This is a genomic window from Nocardioides proteolyticus (assembly GCF_051280635.3).
Classification (GTDB): Bacteria; Actinomycetota; Actinomycetes; order Propionibacteriales; family Nocardioidaceae; genus Nocardioides.
This window is the reverse complement of record NZ_JBNBPO030000011.1, coordinates 33,156-55,609: the sequence shown is the minus strand read 5'-3', so window position 1 is coordinate 55,609 and position 22,454 is coordinate 33,156. Positions and strand designations below refer to the sequence as shown.

Below are 22,454 nucleotides of genomic sequence, written 5' to 3'. Positions count from 1 at the left end.
GAGGTGATCGCCGGGCTGACCTGGTTGGTGGCCTTCCAGCTCCTCGGCGAGCTGGTCGTGCGGCTGGCCGACGTGCCGGTGCCGGGGCCCGTCGCCGGGATGCTGCTGCTCTTCGTCCTCCTCCGCCTGCGCAGGTACGACGACAGCGGGCCGGTGGTGCGCGCCGGCTCCGCCCTGCTGCGGCACCTGCAGCTGTTCTTCGTGCCGGCCGGCGTGGGCGTGGTGGTCTACGCCGCGGCCATCCGCGACGACGCCCTGTCGCTCGGGGTGGCCCTCGTCGGCTCCTGGCTTGTCGGGATCGCCGTCGTGGGCTGGTCCGCCGTCGGCCTGGAGCGGCTGCTCGGCCGGCCCCGTGACGACCTGCCGCCGGACCGCCTGCCTCCGGCGGACCCGGCATGACCGCCACCGTCCTCGAGCTGGCCCGCTCGCCGCTCGCGCTCCTGGCCCTCACGCTCGGCGGCTATCAGCTGGGGCGCTGGCTCCAGCGGCGCACCGGCGGGCACGCGCTGGCCCAGCCGGTCCTCGTGGCGATCGTGGCCGCCGGCTCCGCGATCACCCTGCTCGGCGTCGACTACGCCGACTACCGCGACGCCACCGAGCTGATCGCGTTCTGGCTGGGTCCGGCCACCGTCGCCCTGGCCGTCCCGCTCCACCGGCAGGCCGACCGGCTCCGCGGGTTCGTCGTACCGCTCCTCGTCGCGGTCGTCGTGGGGGCGGTGGTCTCGATCGCCTCCGCCGTGCTCCTGGCCCGGGCGCTGGGCGCCGGCGAGTCCCTTGAGCGGACCGTCGCGGCGAAGGCGGCGACCACGCCGGTGGCGATCGCGGTGACCGACGCCCTCGGCGGCATCCCCTCGCTCGCGGCGGTGTTCGCGATCACGGTCGGCATCCTCGGCGCGATCGCGGGCCCGGTGGCGGTCGACCTGCTCCGCATCCGCGACCGGCGCGCGCGGGGCCTGGCGGTCGGGGCGGTGTCGCACGGCATCGGCGCGTCGCGGATGCTGCGCGAGGACGAGTCCGAGGGTGCGTTCGCGGGCCTGTCGATGGGCCTGTCCGCCCTCGCGATCAGCCTGCTGCTGCCGCTGCTCGCGCTCGTCCTGTTCTGAGCCGGTCGGCCGGGAGTGGACCGATGCCGCCGCGTCCTGTGGCGCGGCGCTGCGAGGGCCGGACGCGGCCGGGCTCATCGGTGTTGCTTCGCCGCGGTGCGGTCGGCCACTAGTTTCTGCGTCATGACGCTGCGCGTGCACTCCTTCACCGACGACGCCCTCGGGGACCTGGACGCCGTGGGGGTGGCCGAGCACATCGCCGCCGGCAAGGTCACCGTGCCCGAAGTGGTCGAGGCCGCGATCGCGCGCGTGGAGAAGGTCGCCTGTGAGCTGAACGCGATGGCCTTCCCCGCCTACGACCGGGCCCGGGCGCTTGCGCGGGCACCCAGGCCGGGTGGTCTGTCGGGGGTCCCCACCCTGGTCAAGGACAACGTCGACGTCGCCGGCATGCCGACGATGGCCGGCACCGACGCCTGGGATCCGCGACCGGCCCGCAGGGACGGCGACTTCGTGCAGATGTACCTCGCGACCGGGCTCGTCGCGCTCGGCAAGAGCCAGCTCTCGGAGTACGGCTTCAGCGCCTCCGCCGAGCACCCGCGGCTCGGCGCCGTGCGCACGCCGTGGGACACCGACCACACCGCCGGCGCGTCCAGCTCCGGGTCGGGCGCCCTCGTCGCCGCCGGAGCGGTCCCCATCGCCCACGCCAACGACGGCGGCGGCTCGATCCGGATCCCCGCCTCGGTCAACGGGCTGGTGGGTCTCAAGCCGACCCGCGGGCGGCTCGCCCAGGACAAGCAGTTCCGGGACATGCCGATCCGGATCGTCTCCGACGGCGTCCTCACCCGCACCGTGCGCGACACCGCCGCGTTCTACCGCGAGGCCGAGCGGGTGCACCGTCCGCTGCACCTGCCGCCCGTGGGGGACCTCACCCGCCCGGTCAGGCGACGCCTCCGGGTCGCCCTGAACACCTCCGGCCTCAGCCGCGGCGCCGACCCGGCGACCCGGGCCCTGACCGAGCAGACCGCCGACCTGCTCGAGGAGCTCGGTCACACCGTGACCGAGGCCGACGTGCCGGTCGGGCCGTCGTTCGCCGACGACTTCCTCCTCTACTGGGCCTCGCTGGGGCTGGCCATGGTGACGACGGGCCGGGTCCTGCACGGCCGGAGCTGGAAGCGGGCCAACCTCGACAACCTCACCCAGGGGCTCGCGCGGCACGCGCGCCGCAACCTGCACCGCCTCCCCGGCGCGATCGCCCGGCTCAAGCGGGCCGGCGGCCAGGCCGAGCTCTTCCACGAGAAGTACGACGTCACGCTCACGCCGACCCTCGCGATGGCCACACCGCGGGTCGGCCACCTCGACCCCACGCTCGACTACGACACGATCATCGACCGCCTGCAGGACTGGGTGGCGTTCACGCCGTGGCAGAACGTCACCGGCGCGCCGGCGGTGTCGCTGCCGCTGGCGACCACCCCCGAGGGGCTCCCGCAGGGCATGATGTTCGGCGCCGCGCCGGGTCAGGAGGCGCTGCTCATCGAGCTCGCCTTCGAGCTCGAGGAGGCCCGCCCGTTCCCCCGGATCCAGGGCGACTGAGCCGGGTCGAGCGGGGTCATCGGCGCCGCGCAGCCTCGATTTCGCCTGCGTCGCGGGCGCGTGTATCGTTCTCCGGCGTTGCCCCTTTAGCTCAGTCGGCAGAGCGACTCCATGGTAAGGAGTAGGTCTACGGTTCGATTCCGTAAAGGGGCTCTGGGAGCAAGGGCCTGGCCCGCCGGACGGCGTGCCGCGTGCCCCGACCCCCTGGCGGGGTAGCTCAGGTGGTTAGAGCACACGGCTCATAATCGTGGTGTCGCGGGTTCGAGTCCCGCCCCCGCTACGCCAGACGACGAAGCAGTACCCCACAGACCCGCGTAAGAAGGACTTCCCGTGGCCAGCAAGAGCTCCGATGTTCGCCCCAAGATCACGCTCGCGTGCGTGGAATGCAAGGAGCGCAACTACATCACGAAGAAGAACCGGCGCAACGACCCCGACCGCATCGAGCTGTCGAAGTTCTGCCCGCGGTGCCGCAAGCACACCGCGCACCGCGAAACCCGCTGACCAGAGCGGACCAGCCTCGCCCACAGCGAGCGCACGCTTCTCCTCGTCGACCCGGACCGCCCGCAGGGGCGGTGCCGGGTCGACGTCGTCTCCGGCTCGTTAGGCTCGGCCCCGTGCCGATCGACTGCAGCCTCGCCGGCCGCACGTTCCCGCCCACCGCGCCCTACCGCGTCACCGACGAGGCCGTGACCGCCTTCGCCGGCGCGGTCGGGACGGCGGGCCCCGTGGCGGGCGTGCCGCCGACCTTCCCGATCGTGGTCACCTTCCAGGCGCTGCAGGGCTTCCTCGCCGCCGAGCAGGTCGAGCTGTCCCGCATCGTCCACGGCGACCAGCGGTTCCGCTACGAGCGCCCCGTCGTCGTCGGCGACGAGCTGACCGCGACCCTGACCGTCACCGGCGTCCGCAGCATCGGGGGCAACGACATCGTGAGCACCGCCAGCGAGATCACCGACGCGGCCGGCTCCCTGGTCTGCACCGCGACCGCCACCCTCGTGCACCGGGGCGCGGCATGAGCCGCACGCTGGAGCCGGGAGCCGAGCTCGGCCCGGCCACCTTCGCCATCACCCGCGCGGACCTCGTCGCGTACGCCGCCGCGAGCGGCGACCCCAACCCGATCCACCAGGACGAGGCGGTCGCCCGGGCGGTCGGGCTGCCGGGCGTCATCGCGCACGGGATGTACACCCTGGCGCTGGTGGGCCGCGCGGTCGCCGAGTGGACCGGCGGCGCCGAGGTCGTCGAGCTCGGCGCGAAGTTCGTCCAGCCGGTCGTCGTACCCGCCGAGGGAGCGGCCGAGGTGACGGTCCGCGGCACCGTCGGTGAGCGCACGCCCGACGGGCTGCTGTCGCTGCGGCTCGAGGTCAGCTGCGAGGGCACCAAGGTGCTCGGCGCCCCCAGGGCGACGGTCCGTGCCTGAGCCGGCGCGCACGCCCCGCCTGGCCGAGCTGACCACCCTGCGGCTCGGCGGCCCGGCCCGCCGGTACGTCGCCGCGCGCGACGCCGACGAGCTGGTCGCGGCCGTCGCGGCGGCGGACGCGGCCGGGGAGCCGGTGCTCGTGCTCGGCGGCGGCAGCAACGTCGTGGTGGCCGACGAGGGCTTCGCGGGCACCGTCGTCCATGTCGTCGGCGGCGGGGTCGAGGTCGCCGACGACGGCTGCGGCGTCGTGTCGGTGACCGTCGGCGCCGGTGAGCCGTGGGACGGGTTCGTCGAGCGGGCGGTGGCCGAGGGGTGGACCGGCGTGGAGGCGCTGTCCGGCATCCCCGGCACCGTCGGTGCGAGCCCGATCCAGAACGTCGGGGCCTACGGCCAGGAGGTCGCGGAGACGATCGCCCGCGTGCGGGTGTGGGACCGGGTGCTCCGCGGACAGCGGACCTTCACGGCCGCCGAGTGCGGGTTCTCCTACCGGCACTCCCGGTTCAAGGCCGACCCCGCGCGCCACGTCGTCCTCGACGTCGGCTTCGACTTCCACCCCGGATCCCTGTCGGCCCCGGTCGCCTACGCCGAGCTGGCGCGGACACTGGGTGTCGAGCAGGGCCGGCGGGCGCCGCTGCAGGAGGTGCGCGACGCGGTCCTCGGCCTGCGGCGTGGCAAGGGCATGGTCCTCGACGCCGACGACCGCGACACGTGGAGTGCCGGGTCCTTCTTCACCAACCCGTTCGTCGACCCGGCCCGGCTGCCCGACGGGGCGCCGGCGTACCCGCAGCCGGACGGAACGGTGAAGACGAGCGCCGCCTGGCTCATCGAGCGGGCGGGCTTCGGCAAGGGCTACGGGCTCGAGCGCCCGGGCGCCGGCGTCTCGCTGTCGACCAAGCACACCCTCGCCCTCACCAACCGGGGCGGCGGGACCACCGAGGAGCTGCTGGCGCTGGCACGCGAGGTGCGCGACGGGGTGCGGGCCAGGTTCGGGATCGAGCTCGTCAACGAGCCGGTGCTGGTCGGCTGCAGCCTCGCCGGCGCCTGACCGCACCCCACGCTGACCACGCTGGGCCTAGGCGCCCGCTCCCGCGAAGACGGCGAGGATCAGGGCCACGAACGCCACCACGAAGAGCAGGACGAGCAGCCCGAGGCCGAGTCCGACGATGCCGGTCACGAAGCCGGCGGTCGCGATCCCCTCGCCGCCGTAGGTCTGCGGGTCGGCGCGGATCTGCCGGCGCGCCCAGGCTCCGAGCCAGATCGCGAACGGCGAGCAGAGCCCGCCGACCAGGGTGACCCCGAAGAGCGGGGTGAGCACCACCGACACGATGCCGACGATCCCGAGCACCAGCGCGGTGATCGCCAGCGGGTGGGTCGGGGCGCCCGGGTTGACGAGGTACTGCGGAGCGACCTGGTACGGCGCCGGCGGAGCCGGCTGCATGCCCGCCGGCGCCTCGCCCGCGGGGTCGCCCCACGCCGGCGCGACGTAGGGCTCGAAGGGCCGGTCGTCGCCGGTCGGCGGTGCGGGGGGCACGAGGGGCTGCTGGTCGCTCACGGCGTCATCCTTCCAGCGCCGGCGCCACCTGAAACCGCCGAGCGGCGAACCGCGCCGGCCGGCCGCCGGTCAGCTGCCGGGCGAGGCCAGCCAGGCGTCGATCTCGGCCAGCGCGCGCCGCACCAGCTCCCGCGGCGCCCGGCTGGCCCGGAACGACATCCGCGCGAGCTCCGCCAGCTGCTCGTCGGAGAGGTCGTGGGAGGCCCGCATGGTGGCGTACTGGCCGGCCAGCCGGGAGCCGAACAGCAGCGGGTCGTCGGCGCCGAGCGCGACCGTGGCGCCCGCCTCGAGCAGCGTCGGGAGCGGCACGGAGTAGGGATCGGAGTAGACCCCCAGGGACACGTTGGAGACGGGGCAGACCTCGAGGGCGACGCCCGCGTCGACGATCCGCTTCAGCAGCTCGGGGTCCTCGGCGGCACGGACGCCGTGGCCCAGCCGGTCGGCGTGCAGCGCGTCGAGGCAGGTGCGGATGTGCTCGGGCCCGCGGAGCTCGCCGCCGTGCGGCACCAGCAGCAGGCCGGCCCGCTCGGCGATCGCGAACGCGGCGGCGAAGTCCGCGGTGCGGCCCCGTCGCTCGTCGTTGGACAGCCCGAAGCCCACCACGCCGCGGTCGACGTACTGGCCGGCGAGGCGGGCCAGCGTCCGGGCGTCGAGGGGGTGCCGGGTGCGGTTGGCGGCGATCACGACCGCCATGCCGAGGCCCGTGCGCTCCGAGGCGTCGCGCACGGCGTCGAGCACGAGGTCGGTGAACGCCGTGATGCCGCCGAACCGGCCGCCGTAGCCGCTCGGGTCGACCTGGATCTCCAGCCACCGGCCGCCGTCCGCGACGTCGTCCTCGGCCGCCTCGAGCACCAGGCGGCGTACGTCGCCCTCGGTGCGCAGGACCGAGCGCGCCACGTCGTAGAGGCGCTGGAACCGGAACCAGCCCTTCTCGTCGGCCGCCGTCAGCTGCGGTGGCCAGTCCTCCACGAGCGCGTCGGGGAGCGGGATGCCGTCCCTGGCCGCGAGCTCGAGCAGGGTGGCGTGGCGCATGGAGCCGGTGAAGTGCAGGTGGAGGTGCGCCTTGGGGAGCGCGTGGAGGTCCCGCACGCCGTCATCGTAGGGGGACGGTGTGCGGGACCCGCGGGGGCTCCGATTGGTCGGGTCGCGACCGAGTGCGTAGACTCGCCCACTGGTGGTTCCTCCACATGCTCGGTCGCGCCCTCAGGCAGGTCGCGCCCGCTCGGGAGTCGCCATCGGAGGGCACTAGCTCAACTGGCAGAGCATCGGTCTCCAAAACCGAAGGTTGGGGGTTCAAGTCCCTCGTGCCCTGCACGACATACGAAGAACCGGCAGATCGCCGACGGCCAGAAGGAAAGGGTGAGCAGCGTGTCGGACGCCCCGACGGTCCCCGAGGGCCGCAAGGACTCCTCGGGCGGCAAGCGCCAGCAGCCCGAGCCCCGCACCGGCCCGGTGACCTTCTACCGCCAGGTCGTCGCCGAGTTGCGCAAGGTGGTCTACCCCTCGCGCGAGCAGCTGGTGACCTACTTCTTCGTGGTCATGGCCTTCGTGCTCGTGATGATCGCGATCGTGTCGCTGCTGGACCTCGGTCTGGGCAAGCTCGCGTTCGAGGTCTTCACCGGCGCCGACGACATCTGAGCCCGGCCCGGGCAGCGTCGTCGATGACAACTACCAACTGATGGAGCAGGACGTGTCGGAGCAGTTCCCGGAGTCGAACGCCCCGCAGGAGTCCCTCGAGGACACCTACGGCCAGCCGGACGACGGCCCGGATGTCCTCGACGACCCGCGCCTGGACGCCGAGGTGACCGACGAGTCCACCGACGCCGCGATGGGCCTCGACGACACCCAGGCGGCCGCCGACGGAGCCGAGCTGTCCGAGGTGTCGGAGCTCTCCGAGGTGTCGGAGGGCGCCGAGGGCGCCGTGGAGACCGAGGGTGACGCCGAGCCCGAGCAGGCCGCCGACGAGGACCCGCTCGAGGCGTTCCGTCGCGAGCTGTGGGCCAAGCCGGGCGACTGGTTCGTGGTGCACACCTACTCCGGCATGGAGAACCGGGTGAAGCAGAACCTCGAGAACCGGATCCACTCCCTCAACATGGAGGACTACATCCACGAGATCGTGGTCCCCACCGAGGAGGTCGCCGAGATCAAGAACGGCCAGCGCAAGATGGTCAAGCGCACCGTCCTGCCCGGCTACGTCCTGGTCCGGATGGACCTCACCGACGAGTCGTGGGCCGCCGTGCGCCACACCCCGTCGGTGACCGGGTTCGTCGGGCACAGCCACCAGCCGGTGCCGCTGAGCATGGACGAGGTCGAGAAGATGCTGGCGCCGGCCGTGGTCACCGCGGCCGCCGCCGAGGCCGAGGCCGCCGCCGCGGGGGGGGCCGGGGCGGGCGCGCCGGCCCCCACGAAGCCGATCGAGGTCGCCGACTTCGACATCAACGACTCCGTGCTCATCGTCGACGGCGCGTTCGCGACGCTGCACGCGACGATCACCGAGATCAACGCCGAGGCCCAGCGGGTCAAGGCGCTCGTCGAGATCTTCGGTCGCGAGACGCCCGTCGAGCTCAGCTTCAGCCAGATCCAGCGCGTCTGAGCTTCCGGCGCTCGACGCCGAGCAGGTCGAGCGCTCCACGCCGGTCGCGACCCGGTCGCGTCGAGAGCAGAGCACCCCGCGATTCGCCGTACGGCCGAACACGCGGAAGAATGCTCGGGTTGCCCCGGGCAGCAAGTGGCAGAGGGCTCCACACCCTCGCTGTGACCACGAGTAGAAAGAGACAGAGGAAATGCCTCCCAAGAAGAAGATCGCCGCACTGGTCAAGGTGCAGCTCCAGGCCGGACAGGCCACCCCGGCGCCGCCGGTCGGTACCGCGCTCGGTCCCCACGGCGTCAACATCATGGACTTCTGCAAGGCCTACAACGCGCAGACCGAGTCCATGCGCGGCAACGTCATCCCGGTCGAGATCACGATCTACGAGGACCGGTCCTTCGACTTCATCACGAAGACGCCGCCCGCCGCCGAGCTGATCAAGAAGGCCGCCGGCCTCCAGAAGGGCTCGGGCGTCCCGCACAAGGAGAAGGTCGGCAAGCTGACCAAGGACCAGGTGCGCGAGATCGCCACGACGAAGCTCCCCGACCTCAACGCCAACGACGTCGACGCCGCCATGAAGATCGTGGAGGGCACCGCCCGCTCCATGGGCGTCACCATCGACGGCTGAGCCACCGTGGAAGGGCCGCGCTGGCCCGCTGACCACATCTCCTCACACTCCTAAGGAACCCCAATGCAGCGCAGCAAGACCTACCGCGCGGCTGCGGAGACGTTCGACAAGAACGAGCTCTACAGCCCGCTGGCCGCGATCAAGATCGCGAAGTCCTCGAGCAAGAAGAAATTCGACGAGACCGTGGACGTCGTGATGCGTCTCGGCGTCGACCCCCGCAAGGCCGACCAGATGGTGCGCGGCACCGTCAACCTGCCCCACGGCACCGGCAAGACCGCCAAGGTCCTGGTGTTCGCCAACGGCGACAAGGCCGAGGCCGCCCGCGCGGCCGGCGCCGACGAGGTCGGCGGCGACGAGCTGATCGAGAAGGTGGCGGGGGGCTACCTCGACTTCGACGCCGTGGTCGCCACCCCCGACCTGATGGGCAAGGTCGGCCGCCTCGGCCGCGTGCTCGGTCCCCGAGGCCTGATGCCGAATCCCAAGACCGGCACCGTTACCCCGGACCCGGCCAAGGCCGTGACCGACATCAAGGGCGGCAAGATCGAGTTCCGCGTGGACCGTCACGCCAACCTGCACTTCATCATCGGCAAGGCGTCCTTCTCCGAGCAGCAGCTCGCCGAGAACTACGCGGCCGCGCTCGAGGAGGTGCTCCGGCTGAAGCCGGCCAGCTCCAAGGGCCGCTACCTCAAGAAGGTCACCGTCTCCACGACGATGGGCCCCGGCGTCCCGGTCGACCCCAACCGGATCAAGAACGTCGCCGCCGAGGACGAGGCCGCCACGGCCTGACCCCGGTTGCAGCGAAGCCCCGGTCGCCCGCGAGGGTGGCCGGGGCTTCGTCGTACCTGACTAACGCGTTGGGTTTCCGGCGCAGACCCAACGCGTTGATCAGGTACGACGCCCGCGGGGACGGCGTACGACGCCCGCGGCGACGCAGGTACGACGGCCGCGCGGCTCAGCCGGCGAGCTTCTCCAGCGCCGCGAGCTCGACGCAGACGGCCACGCCGGCCATGGCGAGCTCGACCTCCTCCAGCACGGGGAAGGTGGGCGCGAGCCGGATGTTGCGGTCGTCGGGGTCGTTGCCGTGCGGGAACGCCGAGCCGGCCGGGGTGAGCGCGATGCCGGCCTCCTTCGCGAGGGCGACGACCCGCGACGCCGTGCCGTCCATCACGTCGAGGTTGACGAAGTAGCCGCCGGTGGGCTTGGTCCACTCCGCGATCCCGAGCCCGGCCAGCCGCGCCGTCAGGGCGTCGTCGACGGCGGCGAACTTGGGAGCGATCAGGTCGCGGTGCCGGCGCATGTGCGCGCGCACGCCGTCGGCGTCCCCGAAGAACTCGACGTGGCGCAGCTGGTTGACCTTGTCGGGGCCGATGGACGCGAAGCCCAGCCGGGCGAGGTACCACGCCTTGTTCTCGGCCGAGGCGGCGAGGGCCGCGACGCCGGAGCCGGCGAAGGTGATCTTCGAGGTGGACGCGAACATGATCGGCCGGTTGGGGTGGCCGGAGGCCGCGGCGAGGCCCAGCGCGTCGGCGCTCTTGGTCTCGTGCTCGGTCAGGTGGTGCACGGCGTAGGCGTTGTCCCAGAGGATGCGGAAGTCCGGCGCCGCGGTCGGCATCGCCATCAGCTCCGCCGCGACCTCGGCGGAGCAGACCGCGCCCGTGGGGTTGGCGTACGTCGGCACGAGCCACAGGCCCTTCACGGCCGGGTCGTCGGCGACGAGCGCCCGGGTCGCCTCGACGTCGGGTCCGTCGTCGTGCATCGGCACCGTGACCATCTCGATCCCCAGCTCGGCGAGCATCGTGAAGTGGCGGTCGTATCCGGGGACCGGGCACACGAACCGCACGACCGGCTCCTGCGACCACGGCCGCGGCGAGTCCGGGCCGCCCTTGAGCAGCAGCGCGGTGATCACCTGGTGCATCATCGTCAGGCTCGAGTTGCCGCCGCAGACGACGTTGGCGACGTCGACGCCGAGGAGGTCGGCGAAGATCTCCCGCATCTCGGTGAGCCCCTCGAGCCCGCCATAGTTGCGGACGTCCGCACCGCTCCGGTCGCGGTGCGTGGTCGGCAGGCCGAGCAGGCCCTCGGACAGGTCCAGCTGGTCGGCTCCCGGCTTGCCGCGGGTGAGGTCGAGCTTCAGGTCACGGGCCTTCAGCGCCTCGTAGTCGGCGCGAGCGGCCTCCAGCCGGGCGGCGAGGTCGTCGGCGGACAGGTCGGACAGCGGCGTCGCGGAGGTGGTCACCTCGCCATCGTCTCAACCCCGGCGATTTGGTGGCGACCCGGTATCTCCGTAGTCTTGCCCACTGAAACCAGAGACCGCTGGTTGTCGGGAGCTGCTCCGCAGGTTCCGGCCGAAGGCTCCGCGCAAGCGGACGGCCCGCGCAGGTGTCAGAGCAAGACCCGCAGCACGCCTCGACGTTCGCGTCCGTGCTCGAAGTCCACGCCCTGGGCCTGCGCCCGGGGCGTTCGTCTTTCCGGAGGCCGGGAACGGCGAGCGGTCTCACCGATCCGGAAGGAGACCCATGGCGCGGGCAGACAAGCAGGCCGCCGTCGCGGAGATCGCTGAGTCCTTCAGCGGTGCCGCTGGTGCTGTGCTGACCGAGTACCGCGGTCTCACCGTCAAGGAGCTGCAGGACCTTCGCCGCTCCCTCGGTGAGAACGCCAACTACGCCGTGGTCAAGAACACGCTGGCCAAGCTCGCCGCCAAGGAGGCGGGCATCGACGGCTTCGACGACCTGCTCACCGGCCCGACCGCGATCGCCTTCATCAAGGGCGACGTCGTCGAGGCGGCGAAGGGCCTGCGTGACTTTGCCAAGGCCAACCCCACCCTGGTGATCAAGGGTGGAGTTCTGGACGGCAACCTCCTCGACCCGGCCGAGATCGCCAAGCTGGCCGATCTCGAGTCGCGCGAGGTGCTCCTGGGCAAGCTGGCGGGCGCGATGCTCGCCTCGCTGAGCCAGGCCGTCTACCTCCTCAACGCCCCGCTCGCCCAGGCTGCCCGGCTCGCCGGCGCCCTGGAGGCGAAGGCGCAGGAGGACCCCTCGATCCTCGCAGGTGGTGCCGGCGCCCCCGCAGCGGGAGCTGCGGACACGGCGGAGGCCGCTGCCGAGGAGACCCCGGCCGCCGAGGCCGCTCCGGAGGAGGCTGCCGACGAGGCCGCCCCCGCCGAGGCGGACGAGGCAAACGAGGCCGAGTCCACCGACGCCTGACCCCAGGCCGACGTACACCACCTGAAACCCCGTCCGCGGTCGACGCCGCGGGCCACAAGAAACAAGAAGGAGACGCCACCATGGCGAAGCTCACCACCGACGAGCTCCTCGACGCGTTCAAGGAGATGACCCTCATCGAGCTCTCCGAGTTCGTGAAGCAGTTCGAGGACACCTTCGGCGTCACCGCCGCCGCCCCGGTCGCGGTTGCCGCTGCTCCCGCCGCCGGCGGAGCCGCGGGCGCCGAGGGCGGCGCCGAGGCCGCCCAGGACGAGTTCGACGTCATCCTCGAGGCCGCTGGTGACAAGAAGATCAACGTCATCAAGGAGGTCCGCGCGCTGACCTCCCTCGGTCTCAAGGAGGCCAAGGACCTCGTCGAGGGCGCCCCGAAGCCGATCCTCGAGAAGGTCAACAAGGAGACCGCGGACAAGGCCAAGGAGTCCCTCGAGGGCGCCGGCGCCACCGTCACCCTCAAGTGAGTCCGTCGGACCCGCCCTCGAGGCGGGTCCGGCATGCCGGGCCGGCAGAGCATCCGCTCTGCCGGCCCGGTGCCATTTCGGACACCGCCGACACGTTTGCTACTTGCGGGTAAGGTTCGGGTCTCGGGAAGGTGACGGGCGCCACGCGAACGCGTAACCTGCGCCTCTGGTGCGCGTTGGATCCGACAGGGGCGCCCGGTTCGTGCCCCACTGGGAGAGAGAGACGACATGGGTGTTGAGATCGCTGTCGATGGGCTGACGAAGTCGTTCGGCAAGCAGCTGATCTGGGCCGACGTTTCGCTGACGATCCCGGCGGGCGAGATCTGCGTGATGCTCGGCCCGTCCGGCACCGGCAAGTCGGTGTTCCTGAAGGCGCTGATCGGGCTGATCAAGCCCGACCGCGGCTCGATCATCATCGAGGGCACCGACATCGCCTCCTGCTCGGAGAAGGAGCTCTACGAGATCCGCAAGCTGTTCGGCGTGCTGTTCCAGGACGGCGCGATGTTCGGCTCGATGAACCTGTACGACAACGTCGCCTTCCCGCTGCGCGAGCACACCAAGAAGAGCGAGTCCGAGATCCGCGACATCGTCATGGAGAAGATGGACCTCGTCGGTCTCCTCGGCGCGGAGGACAAGCTGCCCGGCGAGATCTCGGGCGGCATGCGCAAGCGTGCGGGCCTGGCGCGAGCGCTGGTGCTGGACCCGGAGATCGTCCTCTTCGACGAGCCCGACTCCGGCCTCGACCCGGTGCGCACCTCGTTCCTCAACCAGCTCATCGTCGACCTGAACGCGCAGATCGACGCGACGTTCCTGATCGTCACCCACGACATCAACACCGCGCGCACCGTGCCCGACAACATCGGCCTGCTCTACCACAAGCACCTCGCCATGTTCGGCCCCCGTGAGATGCTGCTCAGCTCCGAGGAGCCCGTGGTGCGCCAGTTCCTGAACGCCCAGCGGGTCGGGCCGATCGGCATGTCCGAGGAGAAGGACGCCAACGAGCTCGAGGCCGAGAAGGGCATGGACCTCCCGCCTCTTCCTCCGATCGCCCTGCAGCTGGAGCCGTCCAACGGCATCCCGCGCCGCAGCCAGCGACCGCCGGGCGAGTGGTGCCGGCAGAACGGCGTGACGCCGCCTCCGGGATCCTTCACCCCCGAGGCCGCGCTCAACGGCTGATCGGAGCGACTCGGTGTCATCCCCTACGGCGGCCCGCGTACTCGCTCCCGTCGGCACCGCAGGCAAGCTTTTCGCCTTCGGTCTCGACGTCGGACGCGGGCTCTTCCGCCGCCCGTTCCAGCTGCGTGAGTTCCTGCAGCAGGCCTGGTTCATCGCCTCGGTGACGATCATCCCGACGGCGCTCGTCGCCATCCCCTTCGGTGCGGTCATCGCGCTGCAGGTCGGCGGCCTGATCAAGCAGTTCGGCGCGCAGTCCTTCACCGGCTCCGCGTCGGTGCTGGCGGTGATCCAGCAGGCCGGGCCCATCGCGACCGCGCTGCTGATCGCGGGCGCCGGCGGCTCGGCCATCGCGGCCGACCTCGGCGCGCGCAAGATCCGCGAGGAGCTCGACGCCATGATGGTGCTGGGCATCGACCCGATCCAGCGCCTCGTCGTGCCCCGCGTGCTGGCGTGCATGCTCGTCGCCGTCTTCCTCAACGGCATGGTGAGCGTGGTCGGCGTCGCCGGCGGCTACGTCTTCAACGTGATCCTCCAGGACGGCACACCGGGCGCCTACCTCGCCAGCTTCACCGCGCTCGCCCAGCTGCCCGACGTGTGGATCGGCATGATCAAGGCCCTCGTCTTCGGCCTCATCGCCGCCATCGTCGCGGCCTACAAGGGCATGAACGCCGCCGGCGGCCCGAAGGGCGTGGGGGACGCGGTGAACGAGTCGGTGGTCATCACGTTCCTGCTGCTGTTCGTGGTCAACTTCGTCCTGAGCACGATCTACCTCCAGATCGTCCCACCGAAGACAGGGTGAGGCGGCGGACATGGCCAACGTGAAGGCGATCTACGAGCGCCCCGTCAAGGGGCTCGACAACCTCGGTCACGAGCTGTCGTTCTACGTGCGGGTGCTGCTTGCGCTGCCACGCTCCATCAAGCGGTACCCCCGAGAGATCCTGCGGATCCTGGCCGAGGTGACGCTCGGCTCCGGCGCCCTGGCCGTCATCGGCGGCACGGTCGGCGTGATCATCGGCATGACCTTCTTCACCGGAGCGCAGGTCGGCTTGTCCGGCTACGCCGCGCTCAACCAGCTCGGCACGGCGGCGTTCTCCGGATTCGTGTCGGCCTACTTCAACACCCGCGAGATCGCCCCGCTGGTGGCCGGCATCGCGCTCGCCGCCACCGTCGGCTGCGGCTTCACCGCCCAGCTCGGCGCGATGCGCATCTCGGAGGAGATCGACGCCGTCGAGGTGATGGCGATCCCCTCGATGCAGTTCCTGGTCACCACCCGCGTGGTCGGGGGCCTGATCGCGATCATCCCGCTCTACGTCGTGGGCCTGCTGTCGTCGTACGTCGCCAGCCGCCTGGTGGTGACGCAGATCTACGGCCAGTCGGCCGGCACCTACGACCATTACTTCAACCAGTTCCTGCCACCCGGCGACGTGCTGTGGTCGTTCGGGAAGGTGCTGGTCTTCGCGGTCGTGGTGATCCTGATCCACTGCTACCACGGCTACACCGCGTCGGGCGGGCCGGCGGGCGTCGGCGTCGCGGTGGGCCGAGCGGTCCGGACCAGCATCGTGGCCATCAACGTGATCGACCTGTTCCTGTCGATGGCGATCTGGGGCGCCTCGACGACCGTCAGGCTGGCGGGGTGACGAGATGACAGACAAGATCCTCGGCGCGCACAAGGTGCTCGGCGTCGTCTTCGTGTGCCTGCTCCTGGTGGGCGTGTGGCTGACCTACGCCGTCTTCACCAAGGCGTTCGCCGACTACGACCGGGTGACGGTGCAGACCACGAACATCGGGCTCCAGCTGCCCGACCGGGCCGACGTGAAGATCCGCGGCGTCATCGTCGGCGAGGTCCTCGAGCGTCGCCTGGCCGACGGGCAGGGCGCCGAGGTAGTGCTCGGCATCTACCCGGAGAAGACCGACGTCATCCCGGCCAACGTGACGGCGTCGATCGTGCCCAAGACGCTGTTCGGTGAGAAGTACGTCTCGCTGGTGGTGCCCGACTCGGGCGGCTCCGGCACGCTCCAGGCCGGCGACGTCATCGACCGCACCGAGGTGAGCACCGAGGTCGAGCAGGTGCTCTCCGACCTCTACCCGCTGCTCCGCACGGTCCAGCCGGCCGACCTAAACATGACGCTGACGGCGATCGCGACGGCGCTGGAGGGTCGCGGAGAGGCGCTCGGCCAGAACCTCGAGACGCTGGACTCCTACCTGAAACGGATGAACCCGCAGATCCCCGCGCTGATCGAGGACCTGCGGCTGACCGCGCGGGTCTCCGACACCTACGCCGACATCCTTCCCGAGGTGGCCCAGATCCTGGACGACAGCGTCACGACGACCGGCACGCTGGAGGAGCGGGAGGTGGCGCTCACCGCGACGCTGCGTGACGTCCGGTCCTTCGCCGACACGGCCCGCTCGTTCCTCGATGCCAACGCCACGCGACTCGAGAGGTTCGGCGAGCTGAGCACCCAGACGCTGCGCGTGCTGGCGCGGTACGCCCCGACGTTCCCCTGCATGTCGCAGGCGATCGTGGAGACCCAGGGCCGCCTGGCCGAGACGTTCCGCGGCTTCGAGCTCCACATCGTGCTCGAGCTGCTGAAGGACCAGCCGCGCCCCTACACGCCCGCCGACCGGCCGAAGTTCGGCACCGACACCGGTCCCAACTGCCACGGGCTGCCCAACCCGCGCTACAGCCAGGAGAACCCCGCGCCCGGCCAGCCCGGTCTCGACGACGGCATGAACGGCAACACGGGCAAGGGCAACTTCCGGCCCGCGCCGGGCACCGGTGTCGGCTACTACGGCACGCCCGACGACGTCGCGGCGCTGCGCCAGCTGCTGACCGAGCAGTACGGCGCCGACCGCTCCGACATGGACGTCCTGCTCGCAGGGCCGCTGGTCGCCGAGGGAGCTGTGCGCTGATGCCACGAGGGCTCGACAAGAAGACCGCCGGTGACCTCACCCGGCTGACCATCTTCATGGTCCTCACCGCACTTGCCACGGGCGTGCTGGTCGTCACGATCGGCAACCTGTCCTTCGGTGCGACGCGCAGCTACAAGGCCGACTTCGTGGATGCGACGGGCGTCGTCGAGGGCGACGACATCCGGATCGCGGGGGTGAAGGTCGGCAGCGTGCAGGACGTCGAGATCATCGGCGCCGACCGCGCGCGGATCTCCTTCGACGTGGACGCCGACACCGTGCTCGACGAGGACACCCGGGCGGCCATCCGCTACCGCAACCTGATCGGTCAGCGCTACATCTCGCTCACCGACCAGACCGGCGGCGGCGAGCGGCTCGCCGAGGACGCGGTGATCCCGGTCTCCCGCACCAAGCCGGCGCTGGACCTCACCGTCCTCTTCAACGGCTTCAAGCCGCTGTTCCAGGCGCTGTCGCCCGACGACATCAACAAGCTCTCCTTCGAGATCGTCCAGGTCTTCCAGGGCGAGGGCGGCACTCTGGAGAGCCTGCTCTCGAGCACCGCCTCGCTCACCCAGACCCTCGCGGAGCGTGACGAGGTGATCGGCGACCTCCTCGAGAACCTCGACTACGTGCTCGACCACGTCGCCGACCGCGACCAGGAGCTGACCGAGCTGATCGGCAGCTTCCGGCAGCTGGTCGGGGGCCTCAACGACGACAGGGAGGCGATCTTGTCCTCGCTCGACTCGATCTCGGAGCTGTCGGTGCACACGGCCGCGCTCGTGCGCGACATCAAGGACCCCTTCGTCAAGGACATCAGGGAGCTGCGCAAGGTCGCCGACAACCTCGCCAGCAACCGCAAGGAGATCGACCGGGCCCTGCAGGTGCTGCCGATCAAGCTCACCAAGATCGGCCGTACCGCCACCTACGGGTCGTGGTTCAACTTCTACCTGTGCCACTTCACGGCGACGGTCAAGGCACCCGGCCTCCCGCCGGTGTCCGGGGTCTACTCGGTGGCGGCTGACCGCTGCTCGCTGCAGAAGGAGGTGGCAGCCCGATGACGCCGTTCCGCGAGCGCAACCCGGTCATGGTCGGGGCGGCCAGCCTCGCCGTGCTGGCGCTGCTTCTGGTCGCGGCCCTGCGGGCGCAGGACCTGCCGCTCATCGGGGGCGGGGACACCTACTACGCGTCGTTCTCCGAGGCCGGCGGCCTCAAGACCGGCGACGAGGTCCGGATCGCGGGCGTCCGGGTCGGCGAGGTGGAGTCGATGGAGCTCGACGGCAACTCGGTGAAGGTCGGGTTCAACGTCGACACCGACGCCGAGCTGGGCTCCCAGACCCGTGCCGACATCAGAGTGAAGACCATCCTCGGGTCGATGTTCCTCTCGGTCTCCCCGGCAGGGTCGGGCGAGCTGGCCGAGGGAGCCACCATCCCGGTCGAGCGCACCACGTCGCCGTACGACATCGTCGAGGCGTTCGAGGGCCTCGGTGAGACGTCGAGCGACATCGACACCGACCAGCTGGCGCAGGCCCTGACCACCCTCGCGGACCTCACCCGCAACACCCCCGAGGAGTTCCGTGCGGCGCTGTCCGGCGTCTCCGCGCTCTCCGAGGTGGTCGCGTCCCGGGACGAGGAGATCAACTCGCTCCTGGTCAACCTCGAGCGGGTCTCCACGGTGCTCGACGCCCGCGACGAGGACATCGTGCAGCTGATGGCGGATGCCGACAGCCTGTTCCAGGCCCTCGTCCAGCGGAAGGCGCAGATCCACCGCCTCCTGGTCTCCTCGACCACGCTGAGCAAGGAGCTGACGGCGTTGATCCGGGAGAGCCGAGCGGACCTCAAGCCCGCGTTGGACCAGCTCGACACGGTCCTGCAGGTGATCAAGCGCAACGAGGACAACCTGGAGGACTCGATCAAGACGATGGCGCCGTTCTACCGGGTGTTCGCCAGCACGCTCGGCAACGGGCCGTGGTTCGACACCTACATCTTCAACATGCCGCCGATCCCGGGGACGGTGAGCCCGCGATGACCGCACTGCAGCGCTGGCTGCCGCTCTCCGTCGTCCTGCTCCTCGTCGCCGCCGCCGTGGTGTGGATGTTCGGCAGCGGAGGTGACCAGAAGACGGTGACCGCCTTCTTCCCCCGCGCCGTGTCCGTCTACGAGGGCAGCGACGTCCGGGTGCTCGGAGTGGCCGTCGGCACCGTGGAGAAGGTCGTCCCCGAGGGCACGCAGGTCAAGGTCGTGATGGCCTACGACAAGGACGTGAAGGTCCCCGAGGACGCCCAGGCCGTGATCGTCTCGCCCTCCGTGGTGGGCGACCGCTACGTCCAGCTCACCCCCGCCTACGAGTCCGGTCCGGTGATGGACGACGACGCGGTCGTCGAGGCCGACGACACCGCGGTGCCGCTGGAGCTCGACGAGATCTACGCCGGCATCGACCGGCTGACCGTCGCGCTGGGGCCCGAGGGCGCCAACCGGAAGGGTGCCCTGACCGACCTGCTCCAGCAGACCGCCAAGAACTTCGGCGGTCGAGGAGCGGAGTTCCACCAGACGATCAAGGACTTCGGCAGGTTCAGCGAGACGCTGGACAACAACAAGGAGGAGCTCTTCGACTCCACCGCCAAGCTGGAGTCGTTCATCAAGACCCTCGCAGACAACGACCAGACGGTCCGTGACTTCAACCGGTCGCTCGGCGAGGTCTCCACCCTCCTGGCCGACGAGCGCCAGGAGCTGACCACCGCGCTGTCCAACCTCGGCACCGCGCTCGACCAGGTCGGCAGGTTCGTCAAGCGCAACCGGTCCGTCCTCGGACGCAACATCAAGGACGTCAACCGCGTGGCCAAGGTGCTCGTCCGGCAGCGGGCCGCGCTCGACGAGCTGTTGCAGGCGGGCCCCCTCGCGGTCACGAACCTCTACCACACCTACAACCCGGGCAACGGCACGCTCGACACCAACGCCAACATCGGCAACCTGGTCCACGAGCTGGAGACCAACCCTGCCGCGGCGCTGTGTGCGCTCACGTCCGCCGCCGACAAGAAGGGCCAGCTCTGCGACCTGATCAGGCAGGTGCTGCCGCGAGGGGCGCCGTTCGGGACCGGCTCCTGGCAGGACGAGCCGTTCGACCCCACCCTCAACGGACTCGTGGAGGTCGAGCGATGAGCGCCCTCCGGCGCCGCCTGCGCGCCGCGACCGCACTGCTCCTGGGGATGGTCGTGCTCACCGGCTGCAGCTTCGACGTCTACGAGCTCCCGCTGCCCGGCGGGGCCGACACCGGCGACGACCCGATCGAGGTGAAGGTCGTGTTCGCCGACGTCCTGGACCTGGTGCCCAAGTCCTCGGTGAAGGTCAACGAGGTCACCGTCGGTCAGGTCAAGGACGTCGAGCTCCAGGGCTACCGCGCCCTGGTCACCCTCGAGGTGCGCCGGGACGTGGACCTGCCCGACAACGCGACGGCCTCGATCCGGCAGACCAGCCTGCTCGGCGAGAAGTTCGTCTCGCTCGACGCGCCCGAGTCGCCGACCGGCGAGCAGCTCGGCGACGGGGACGTCATCCCGATCAGCCGCACCGGCCGCAATCCCGAGGTCGAGGAGGTGCTCGGGGCGCTCAGCCTGGTCCTCAACGGCGGCGGCATCGCCCAGATGAAGACGATCGCCAGCGAGCTCAACCTCGCGCTCGAGGGCAGGGAGGACGCCGCGAAGTCGGTGCTGACGCAGGTGGAGTCGCTGGTGGGCCAGCTCGACGAGCGCAAGGCCGACATCGTGGACGCCATCGAGTCGATCAACCGCCTGGCGGTGAGCGCGCGCGAGCACCAGGACAGCATCGACCTGGCGCTGGAGGAGCTGCCGAGCGCGCTGGACTCGCTCGACCGCCAGCGTGACGACCTGGTCCTGATGCTGGAGGGTCTCAACGAGCTCAGCGACGTGGGTGTCCGGGTCATCAACGCGACCCGGGCCTCGACGGTGAGCTCGCTGCAGTCGCTGTTCCCCGTCCTCAACCAGATCGCCAAGGCGGGCGACGACTTCGTCGACGGGTTCAGCACCTTCCTGACCTTCCCCTTCATCGACGAGGCCGTCGGTCGCGACCCCAACGTGGCGCGCAACCTGCACATGGGCGACTACGTGAACCTGTCGGTCGACCTCCGGCTCGACCTGGCGAACCTCGAGCTGCCCGACATCGCCTGCATCCCGATCAACCAGCTGCCGGACAGCCCGCTGGACGAGCTGATCGACCTCAAGGGTCTGTGCGACGGTGCCACCAAGGCGCTGCAGTCGTGCCTGAAGACACCGCCCGACGCGGCCGCCTGCGCCCGGCTGCCCGGGTACCTCGTCGACGAGGTGTGCAAGGCGACCCGGCTGCTGTGCGGCGCCAACCTGGGCGGCAACCGGCGCGACGGTGCGGCCAACGACCCGATCGGCGACCTCCTCGGCAGCGTCCTCAGCGGTGGTGGGCTCGGCCGCCCGGCGCCGGGCGGCACCAGCGAGCCCGACCGGATGTGGGCGGAGTTCGACGCCACCTACGACACCGACCTGGTGGACCTCTACGCAGCACCGCTGGTCGCGTCCGGAACCCGACAGGGGAGCGCACAGTGATCACCCGCCGCACGAGGATCCAGCTGATCGCGTTCGCGATCATCACGGTCGTGGGCGTCACCTTCGTGGGGGCCCGCTACGCACAGCTCGACCGACTGGTCATGGACCGCACCTACACGGTGACGGCGCACTACCCGGAGTCGGGCGGCATCTTCAAGGGTGCCGAGGTGACCTACCGCGGCGTCGGCATCGGCGAGGTCGGCGACATGGAGCTCACCGAGGACGGCGTCGACGTCAAGCTGAAGATCGAGAACGAGTGGGACCAGATCCCGGCCGACACGATCGCGCTGGTCGGCAACCGCTCCGCGGTCGGTGAGCAGTACGTCGAGCTGCAGCCGCAGACCGACGAGGGGCCCTACCTCGAGGACGGCTCGGAGATCCACGACGTCGCGACGCCGATCGCCACCGAGCAGCTTCTCGGCAACCTGTCCACGACGGTCGGCAGCGTCGACCGCGACGCGCTGCGGACGACCATCACCGAGCTCGGCCAGGCGTTCGCGGGCACCGGTGAGGACCTGCAGAAGATCATCGACACCGGCAACTCGTTCATCGAGACGGCCGACGAGAACTTCGACATCACCACCGCGCTGATCCGCGACAGCAACACCGTGCTGCGCGGCCAGATCGCCGGCGAGTCGTCGCTGCGGACGTTCGCCAGCCAGCTGTCGCTGTTCAGCTCCTCGCTCGCGGGCGCCGACGCCGACCTCCGCAAGGTGATCGACTCGGGCTCCTTCGCCGCGACCCAGCTGCGCACCTTCCTCGAGCAGAACGGGGTGGAGCTCAGCGAGCTGCTCGCCAACCTGGTGACGACCAACGAGATCACCGTCCGGCACCTACCCGCCATCAAGCAGATGCTGGTGGTCTACCCCGTGGCGGTCCTCGGCGCCTACGTCACCGTGGGCAAGAAGCCCAAGTCGGAGGGCGGAAGCGGCTTCTGGGACGCCCACTTCGGCATGGTCCTGCACGAAGGCCCGCTCTGCCACGAGGGCTACCTCGAGAAGCGCCGGCACCCCCAGGCCGAGCGCGAGGACCTGCCGATGCCGGACGTGGGGTGCACCGAGCCGATCACCAAGAGCAACCCGCGTGGCACGCAGAACCTGCCCCGGGTCGCGCCGGGCGGGTCCAGCAGCGAGCCGGTGATCGTGGGCTACGACGTGGAGTCGGGCAAGGTGGGCTGGGACGTCCCCCAGGAGCTGTCAGGTGACCGAGGTACCGTGGCCCCCCCGTCCCTGGGGAAGGACTCCTGGCAGTGGCTCTACCTCCAGCCGATGTTGAACCACTGACCTCCACTG

The 22,454-nt window shown here is 70.8% G+C and carries 25 protein-coding genes and 3 tRNA genes; 25 read left to right on the top strand and 3 right to left on the bottom strand.

The genetic code is table 11. The features are described 5' to 3' along the window. The first annotated feature begins 3 nt into the window (after positions 1–3). The 9 genes from ACPOLA_RS08615 (at position 4) to ACPOLA_RS08575 (ending at position 5,092) form a co-directional block, all read left to right on the top strand. On the top strand, positions 4–399 hold the full coding sequence (locus ACPOLA_RS08615) for a CidA/LrgA family protein (protein WP_435770003.1): 396 nt from the start codon (positions 4–6) through the stop codon (positions 397–399). Further along, a complete protein-coding gene (locus ACPOLA_RS08610) occupies positions 396–1,103 on the top strand; it encodes an LrgB family protein (protein ID WP_435770002.1) in 708 nt (235 codons plus the stop codon). Before ACPOLA_RS08615 ends, ACPOLA_RS08610 begins: the two co-directional genes overlap by 4 nt. Before the next feature lie 123 nt (positions 1,104–1,226). Beyond that, positions 1,227–2,633: an amidase gene (locus tag ACPOLA_RS08605; protein ID WP_435770001.1), complete on the top strand. Its 1,407-nt coding sequence runs from the start codon at positions 1,227–1,229 to the stop codon at positions 2,631–2,633. 80 nt (positions 2,634–2,713) lie between these two features. Continuing rightward, positions 2,714–2,786, top strand: a tRNA-Thr gene (locus tag ACPOLA_RS08600). A 53-nt stretch (positions 2,787–2,839) separates the two neighbouring features. Continuing rightward, positions 2,840–2,913 (top strand) — tRNA-Met (locus ACPOLA_RS08595). Between the two features lie 50 nt (positions 2,914–2,963). After that, positions 2,964–3,134 (top strand): 50S ribosomal protein L33, encoded by a 171-nt coding sequence (gene rpmG / locus ACPOLA_RS08590; RefSeq protein ID WP_345455701.1) that lies wholly within the window; start codon positions 2,964–2,966, stop codon positions 3,132–3,134. 113 nt (positions 3,135–3,247) lie between these two features. After that, on the top strand, positions 3,248–3,646 hold the full coding sequence (locus ACPOLA_RS08585; RefSeq protein ID WP_435770000.1) for an FAS1-like dehydratase domain-containing protein: 399 nt from the start codon (positions 3,248–3,250) through the stop codon (positions 3,644–3,646). Beyond that, complete coding sequence (locus tag ACPOLA_RS08580) at positions 3,643–4,047, top strand: MaoC/PaaZ C-terminal domain-containing protein (protein ID WP_435769999.1); 405 nt, start codon at positions 3,643–3,645, stop codon at positions 4,045–4,047. The genes ACPOLA_RS08585 and ACPOLA_RS08580 overlap by 4 nt, the downstream gene beginning before the upstream one ends. Beyond that, entirely contained in the window at positions 4,040–5,092 is a 1,053-nt protein-coding gene (locus ACPOLA_RS08575) for a UDP-N-acetylmuramate dehydrogenase (RefSeq protein ID WP_435769998.1), read from the top strand. The genes ACPOLA_RS08580 and ACPOLA_RS08575 overlap by 8 nt, the downstream gene beginning before the upstream one ends. A gap of 27 nt (positions 5,093–5,119) precedes the next feature. Here the strand turns inward: ACPOLA_RS08575 and ACPOLA_RS08570 are convergent, their stop codons facing one another. Beyond that, positions 5,120–5,599 (bottom strand): DUF4190 domain-containing protein, encoded by a 480-nt coding sequence (locus ACPOLA_RS08570; protein WP_435769997.1) that lies wholly within the window; start codon positions 5,597–5,599, stop codon positions 5,120–5,122. A 69-nt stretch (positions 5,600–5,668) separates the two neighbouring features. After that, the gene (locus ACPOLA_RS08565) at positions 5,669–6,688 is read right to left on the bottom strand and encodes an adenosine deaminase (protein ID WP_435769996.1); all 1,020 of its coding nucleotides are present in this window, start codon (positions 6,686–6,688) and stop codon (positions 5,669–5,671) included. A gap of 150 nt (positions 6,689–6,838) precedes the next feature. Between ACPOLA_RS08565 and ACPOLA_RS08560 the strand changes: the two genes are divergently transcribed. The 5 genes from ACPOLA_RS08560 (at position 6,839) to rplA (ending at position 9,600) form a co-directional block, all read left to right on the top strand. After that, positions 6,839–6,911 (top strand) — tRNA-Trp (locus tag ACPOLA_RS08560). A gap of 47 nt (positions 6,912–6,958) precedes the next feature. Further along, positions 6,959–7,237, top strand: coding sequence for a preprotein translocase subunit SecE (secE, locus tag ACPOLA_RS08555; protein WP_435769995.1), 279 nt, complete (start codon positions 6,959–6,961; stop codon positions 7,235–7,237). Positions 7,238–7,277: 40 nt separating this feature from the next. Further along, positions 7,278–8,192: a transcription termination/antitermination protein NusG gene (nusG, locus tag ACPOLA_RS08550; protein ID WP_435769994.1), complete on the top strand. Its 915-nt coding sequence runs from the start codon at positions 7,278–7,280 to the stop codon at positions 8,190–8,192. Positions 8,193–8,382: 190 nt separating this feature from the next. Next, on the top strand, positions 8,383–8,814 hold the full coding sequence (gene rplK / locus ACPOLA_RS08545; protein ID WP_435769993.1) for a 50S ribosomal protein L11: 432 nt from the start codon (positions 8,383–8,385) through the stop codon (positions 8,812–8,814). Positions 8,815–8,877: 63 nt separating this feature from the next. After that, positions 8,878–9,600, top strand: coding sequence for a 50S ribosomal protein L1 (gene rplA, locus ACPOLA_RS08540; protein WP_435769992.1), 723 nt, complete (start codon positions 8,878–8,880; stop codon positions 9,598–9,600). A 166-nt stretch (positions 9,601–9,766) separates the two neighbouring features. On the opposite strand, the gene ACPOLA_RS08535 is transcribed toward rplA, so the two are convergent. Further along, positions 9,767–11,050 carry an aspartate aminotransferase type Ic gene (locus ACPOLA_RS08535; protein ID WP_435769991.1) on the bottom strand — a complete coding sequence of 428 codons (1,284 nt, stop codon included), beginning with the start codon at positions 11,048–11,050 and terminating at the stop codon, positions 9,767–9,769. Positions 11,051–11,330: 280 nt separating this feature from the next. Here ACPOLA_RS08535 and rplJ point away from each other — a divergent pair, with 280 nt between their 5' ends. The 11 genes from rplJ to ACPOLA_RS08480 all read left to right on the top strand — a co-directional run bounded on the left by rplJ (position 11,331) and on the right by ACPOLA_RS08480 (position 22,445). After that, positions 11,331–12,017, top strand: a complete 687-nt coding sequence (gene rplJ, locus ACPOLA_RS08530; protein WP_435769990.1) for a 50S ribosomal protein L10 — start codon at positions 11,331–11,333, stop codon at positions 12,015–12,017. Between the two features lie 80 nt (positions 12,018–12,097). Next, entirely contained in the window at positions 12,098–12,493 is a 396-nt protein-coding gene (rplL, locus tag ACPOLA_RS08525) for a 50S ribosomal protein L7/L12 (RefSeq protein ID WP_435769989.1), read from the top strand. A gap of 228 nt (positions 12,494–12,721) precedes the next feature. Next, positions 12,722–13,669: an ABC transporter ATP-binding protein gene (locus ACPOLA_RS08520; RefSeq protein WP_435769988.1), complete on the top strand. Its 948-nt coding sequence runs from the start codon at positions 12,722–12,724 to the stop codon at positions 13,667–13,669. Between the two features lie 13 nt (positions 13,670–13,682). Further along, positions 13,683–14,468 carry an MlaE family ABC transporter permease gene (locus ACPOLA_RS08515; protein WP_435769987.1) on the top strand — a complete coding sequence of 262 codons (786 nt, stop codon included), beginning with the start codon at positions 13,683–13,685 and terminating at the stop codon, positions 14,466–14,468. Between the two features lie 10 nt (positions 14,469–14,478). Next, on the top strand, positions 14,479–15,306 hold the full coding sequence (locus tag ACPOLA_RS08510; protein WP_435769986.1) for an MlaE family ABC transporter permease: 828 nt from the start codon (positions 14,479–14,481) through the stop codon (positions 15,304–15,306). Positions 15,307–15,310: 4 nt separating this feature from the next. Continuing rightward, positions 15,311–16,579, top strand: coding sequence for an MCE family protein (locus ACPOLA_RS08505; RefSeq protein ID WP_435769985.1), 1,269 nt, complete (start codon positions 15,311–15,313; stop codon positions 16,577–16,579). Further along, on the top strand, positions 16,579–17,634 hold the full coding sequence (locus ACPOLA_RS08500) for an MCE family protein (RefSeq protein WP_435769984.1): 1,056 nt from the start codon (positions 16,579–16,581) through the stop codon (positions 17,632–17,634). Before ACPOLA_RS08505 ends, ACPOLA_RS08500 begins: the two co-directional genes overlap by 1 nt. Further along, positions 17,631–18,602, top strand: a complete 972-nt coding sequence (locus tag ACPOLA_RS08495) for an MCE family protein (protein ID WP_435769983.1) — start codon at positions 17,631–17,633, stop codon at positions 18,600–18,602. Before ACPOLA_RS08500 ends, ACPOLA_RS08495 begins: the two co-directional genes overlap by 4 nt. Beyond that, entirely contained in the window at positions 18,599–19,732 is a 1,134-nt protein-coding gene (locus tag ACPOLA_RS08490) for an MCE family protein (RefSeq protein ID WP_435769982.1), read from the top strand. The genes ACPOLA_RS08495 and ACPOLA_RS08490 overlap by 4 nt, the downstream gene beginning before the upstream one ends. Further along, the gene (locus tag ACPOLA_RS08485) at positions 19,729–21,162 is read left to right on the top strand and encodes an MCE family protein (protein ID WP_435769981.1); all 1,434 of its coding nucleotides are present in this window, start codon (positions 19,729–19,731) and stop codon (positions 21,160–21,162) included. Before ACPOLA_RS08490 ends, ACPOLA_RS08485 begins: the two co-directional genes overlap by 4 nt. Continuing rightward, positions 21,159–22,445 (top strand): MlaD family protein, encoded by a 1,287-nt coding sequence (locus ACPOLA_RS08480; RefSeq protein ID WP_435769980.1) that lies wholly within the window; start codon positions 21,159–21,161, stop codon positions 22,443–22,445. The genes ACPOLA_RS08485 and ACPOLA_RS08480 overlap by 4 nt, the downstream gene beginning before the upstream one ends. Positions 22,446–22,454: the final 9 nt, after the last annotated feature.

What these genes read in the sequence shown, in the direction of transcription:
- ACPOLA_RS08610 (WP_435770002.1), top strand. Translation starts at nt 396, where the DNA reads ATGACCGCCACCGTCCTCGAGCTGGCCCGCTCGCCGCTCGCGCTCCTG.
- ACPOLA_RS08605 (WP_435770001.1), top strand. Translation starts at nt 1,227, where the DNA reads ATGACGCTGCGCGTGCACTCCTTCACCGACGACGCCCTCGGGGACCTG.
- ACPOLA_RS08580 (WP_435769999.1), top strand. Translation starts at nt 3,643, where the DNA reads ATGAGCCGCACGCTGGAGCCGGGAGCCGAGCTCGGCCCGGCCACCTTC.
- nusG (WP_435769994.1), top strand. Translation starts at nt 7,278, where the DNA reads ATGGAGCAGGACGTGTCGGAGCAGTTCCCGGAGTCGAACGCCCCGCAG.
- rplK (WP_435769993.1), top strand. Translation starts at nt 8,383, where the DNA reads ATGCCTCCCAAGAAGAAGATCGCCGCACTGGTCAAGGTGCAGCTCCAG.
- rplA (WP_435769992.1), top strand. Translation starts at nt 8,878, where the DNA reads ATGCAGCGCAGCAAGACCTACCGCGCGGCTGCGGAGACGTTCGACAAG.
- rplJ (WP_435769990.1), top strand. Translation starts at nt 11,331, where the DNA reads ATGGCGCGGGCAGACAAGCAGGCCGCCGTCGCGGAGATCGCTGAGTCC.
- rplL (WP_435769989.1), top strand. Translation starts at nt 12,098, where the DNA reads ATGGCGAAGCTCACCACCGACGAGCTCCTCGACGCGTTCAAGGAGATG.
- ACPOLA_RS08520 (WP_435769988.1), top strand. Translation starts at nt 12,722, where the DNA reads ATGGGTGTTGAGATCGCTGTCGATGGGCTGACGAAGTCGTTCGGCAAG.
- ACPOLA_RS08510 (WP_435769986.1), top strand. Translation starts at nt 14,479, where the DNA reads ATGGCCAACGTGAAGGCGATCTACGAGCGCCCCGTCAAGGGGCTCGAC.
- ACPOLA_RS08505 (WP_435769985.1), top strand. Translation starts at nt 15,311, where the DNA reads ATGACAGACAAGATCCTCGGCGCGCACAAGGTGCTCGGCGTCGTCTTC.
- ACPOLA_RS08500 (WP_435769984.1), top strand. Translation starts at nt 16,579, where the DNA reads ATGCCACGAGGGCTCGACAAGAAGACCGCCGGTGACCTCACCCGGCTG.
- ACPOLA_RS08495 (WP_435769983.1), top strand. Translation starts at nt 17,631, where the DNA reads ATGACGCCGTTCCGCGAGCGCAACCCGGTCATGGTCGGGGCGGCCAGC.
- ACPOLA_RS08490 (WP_435769982.1), top strand. Translation starts at nt 18,599, where the DNA reads ATGACCGCACTGCAGCGCTGGCTGCCGCTCTCCGTCGTCCTGCTCCTC.
- ACPOLA_RS08485 (WP_435769981.1), top strand. Translation starts at nt 19,729, where the DNA reads ATGAGCGCCCTCCGGCGCCGCCTGCGCGCCGCGACCGCACTGCTCCTG.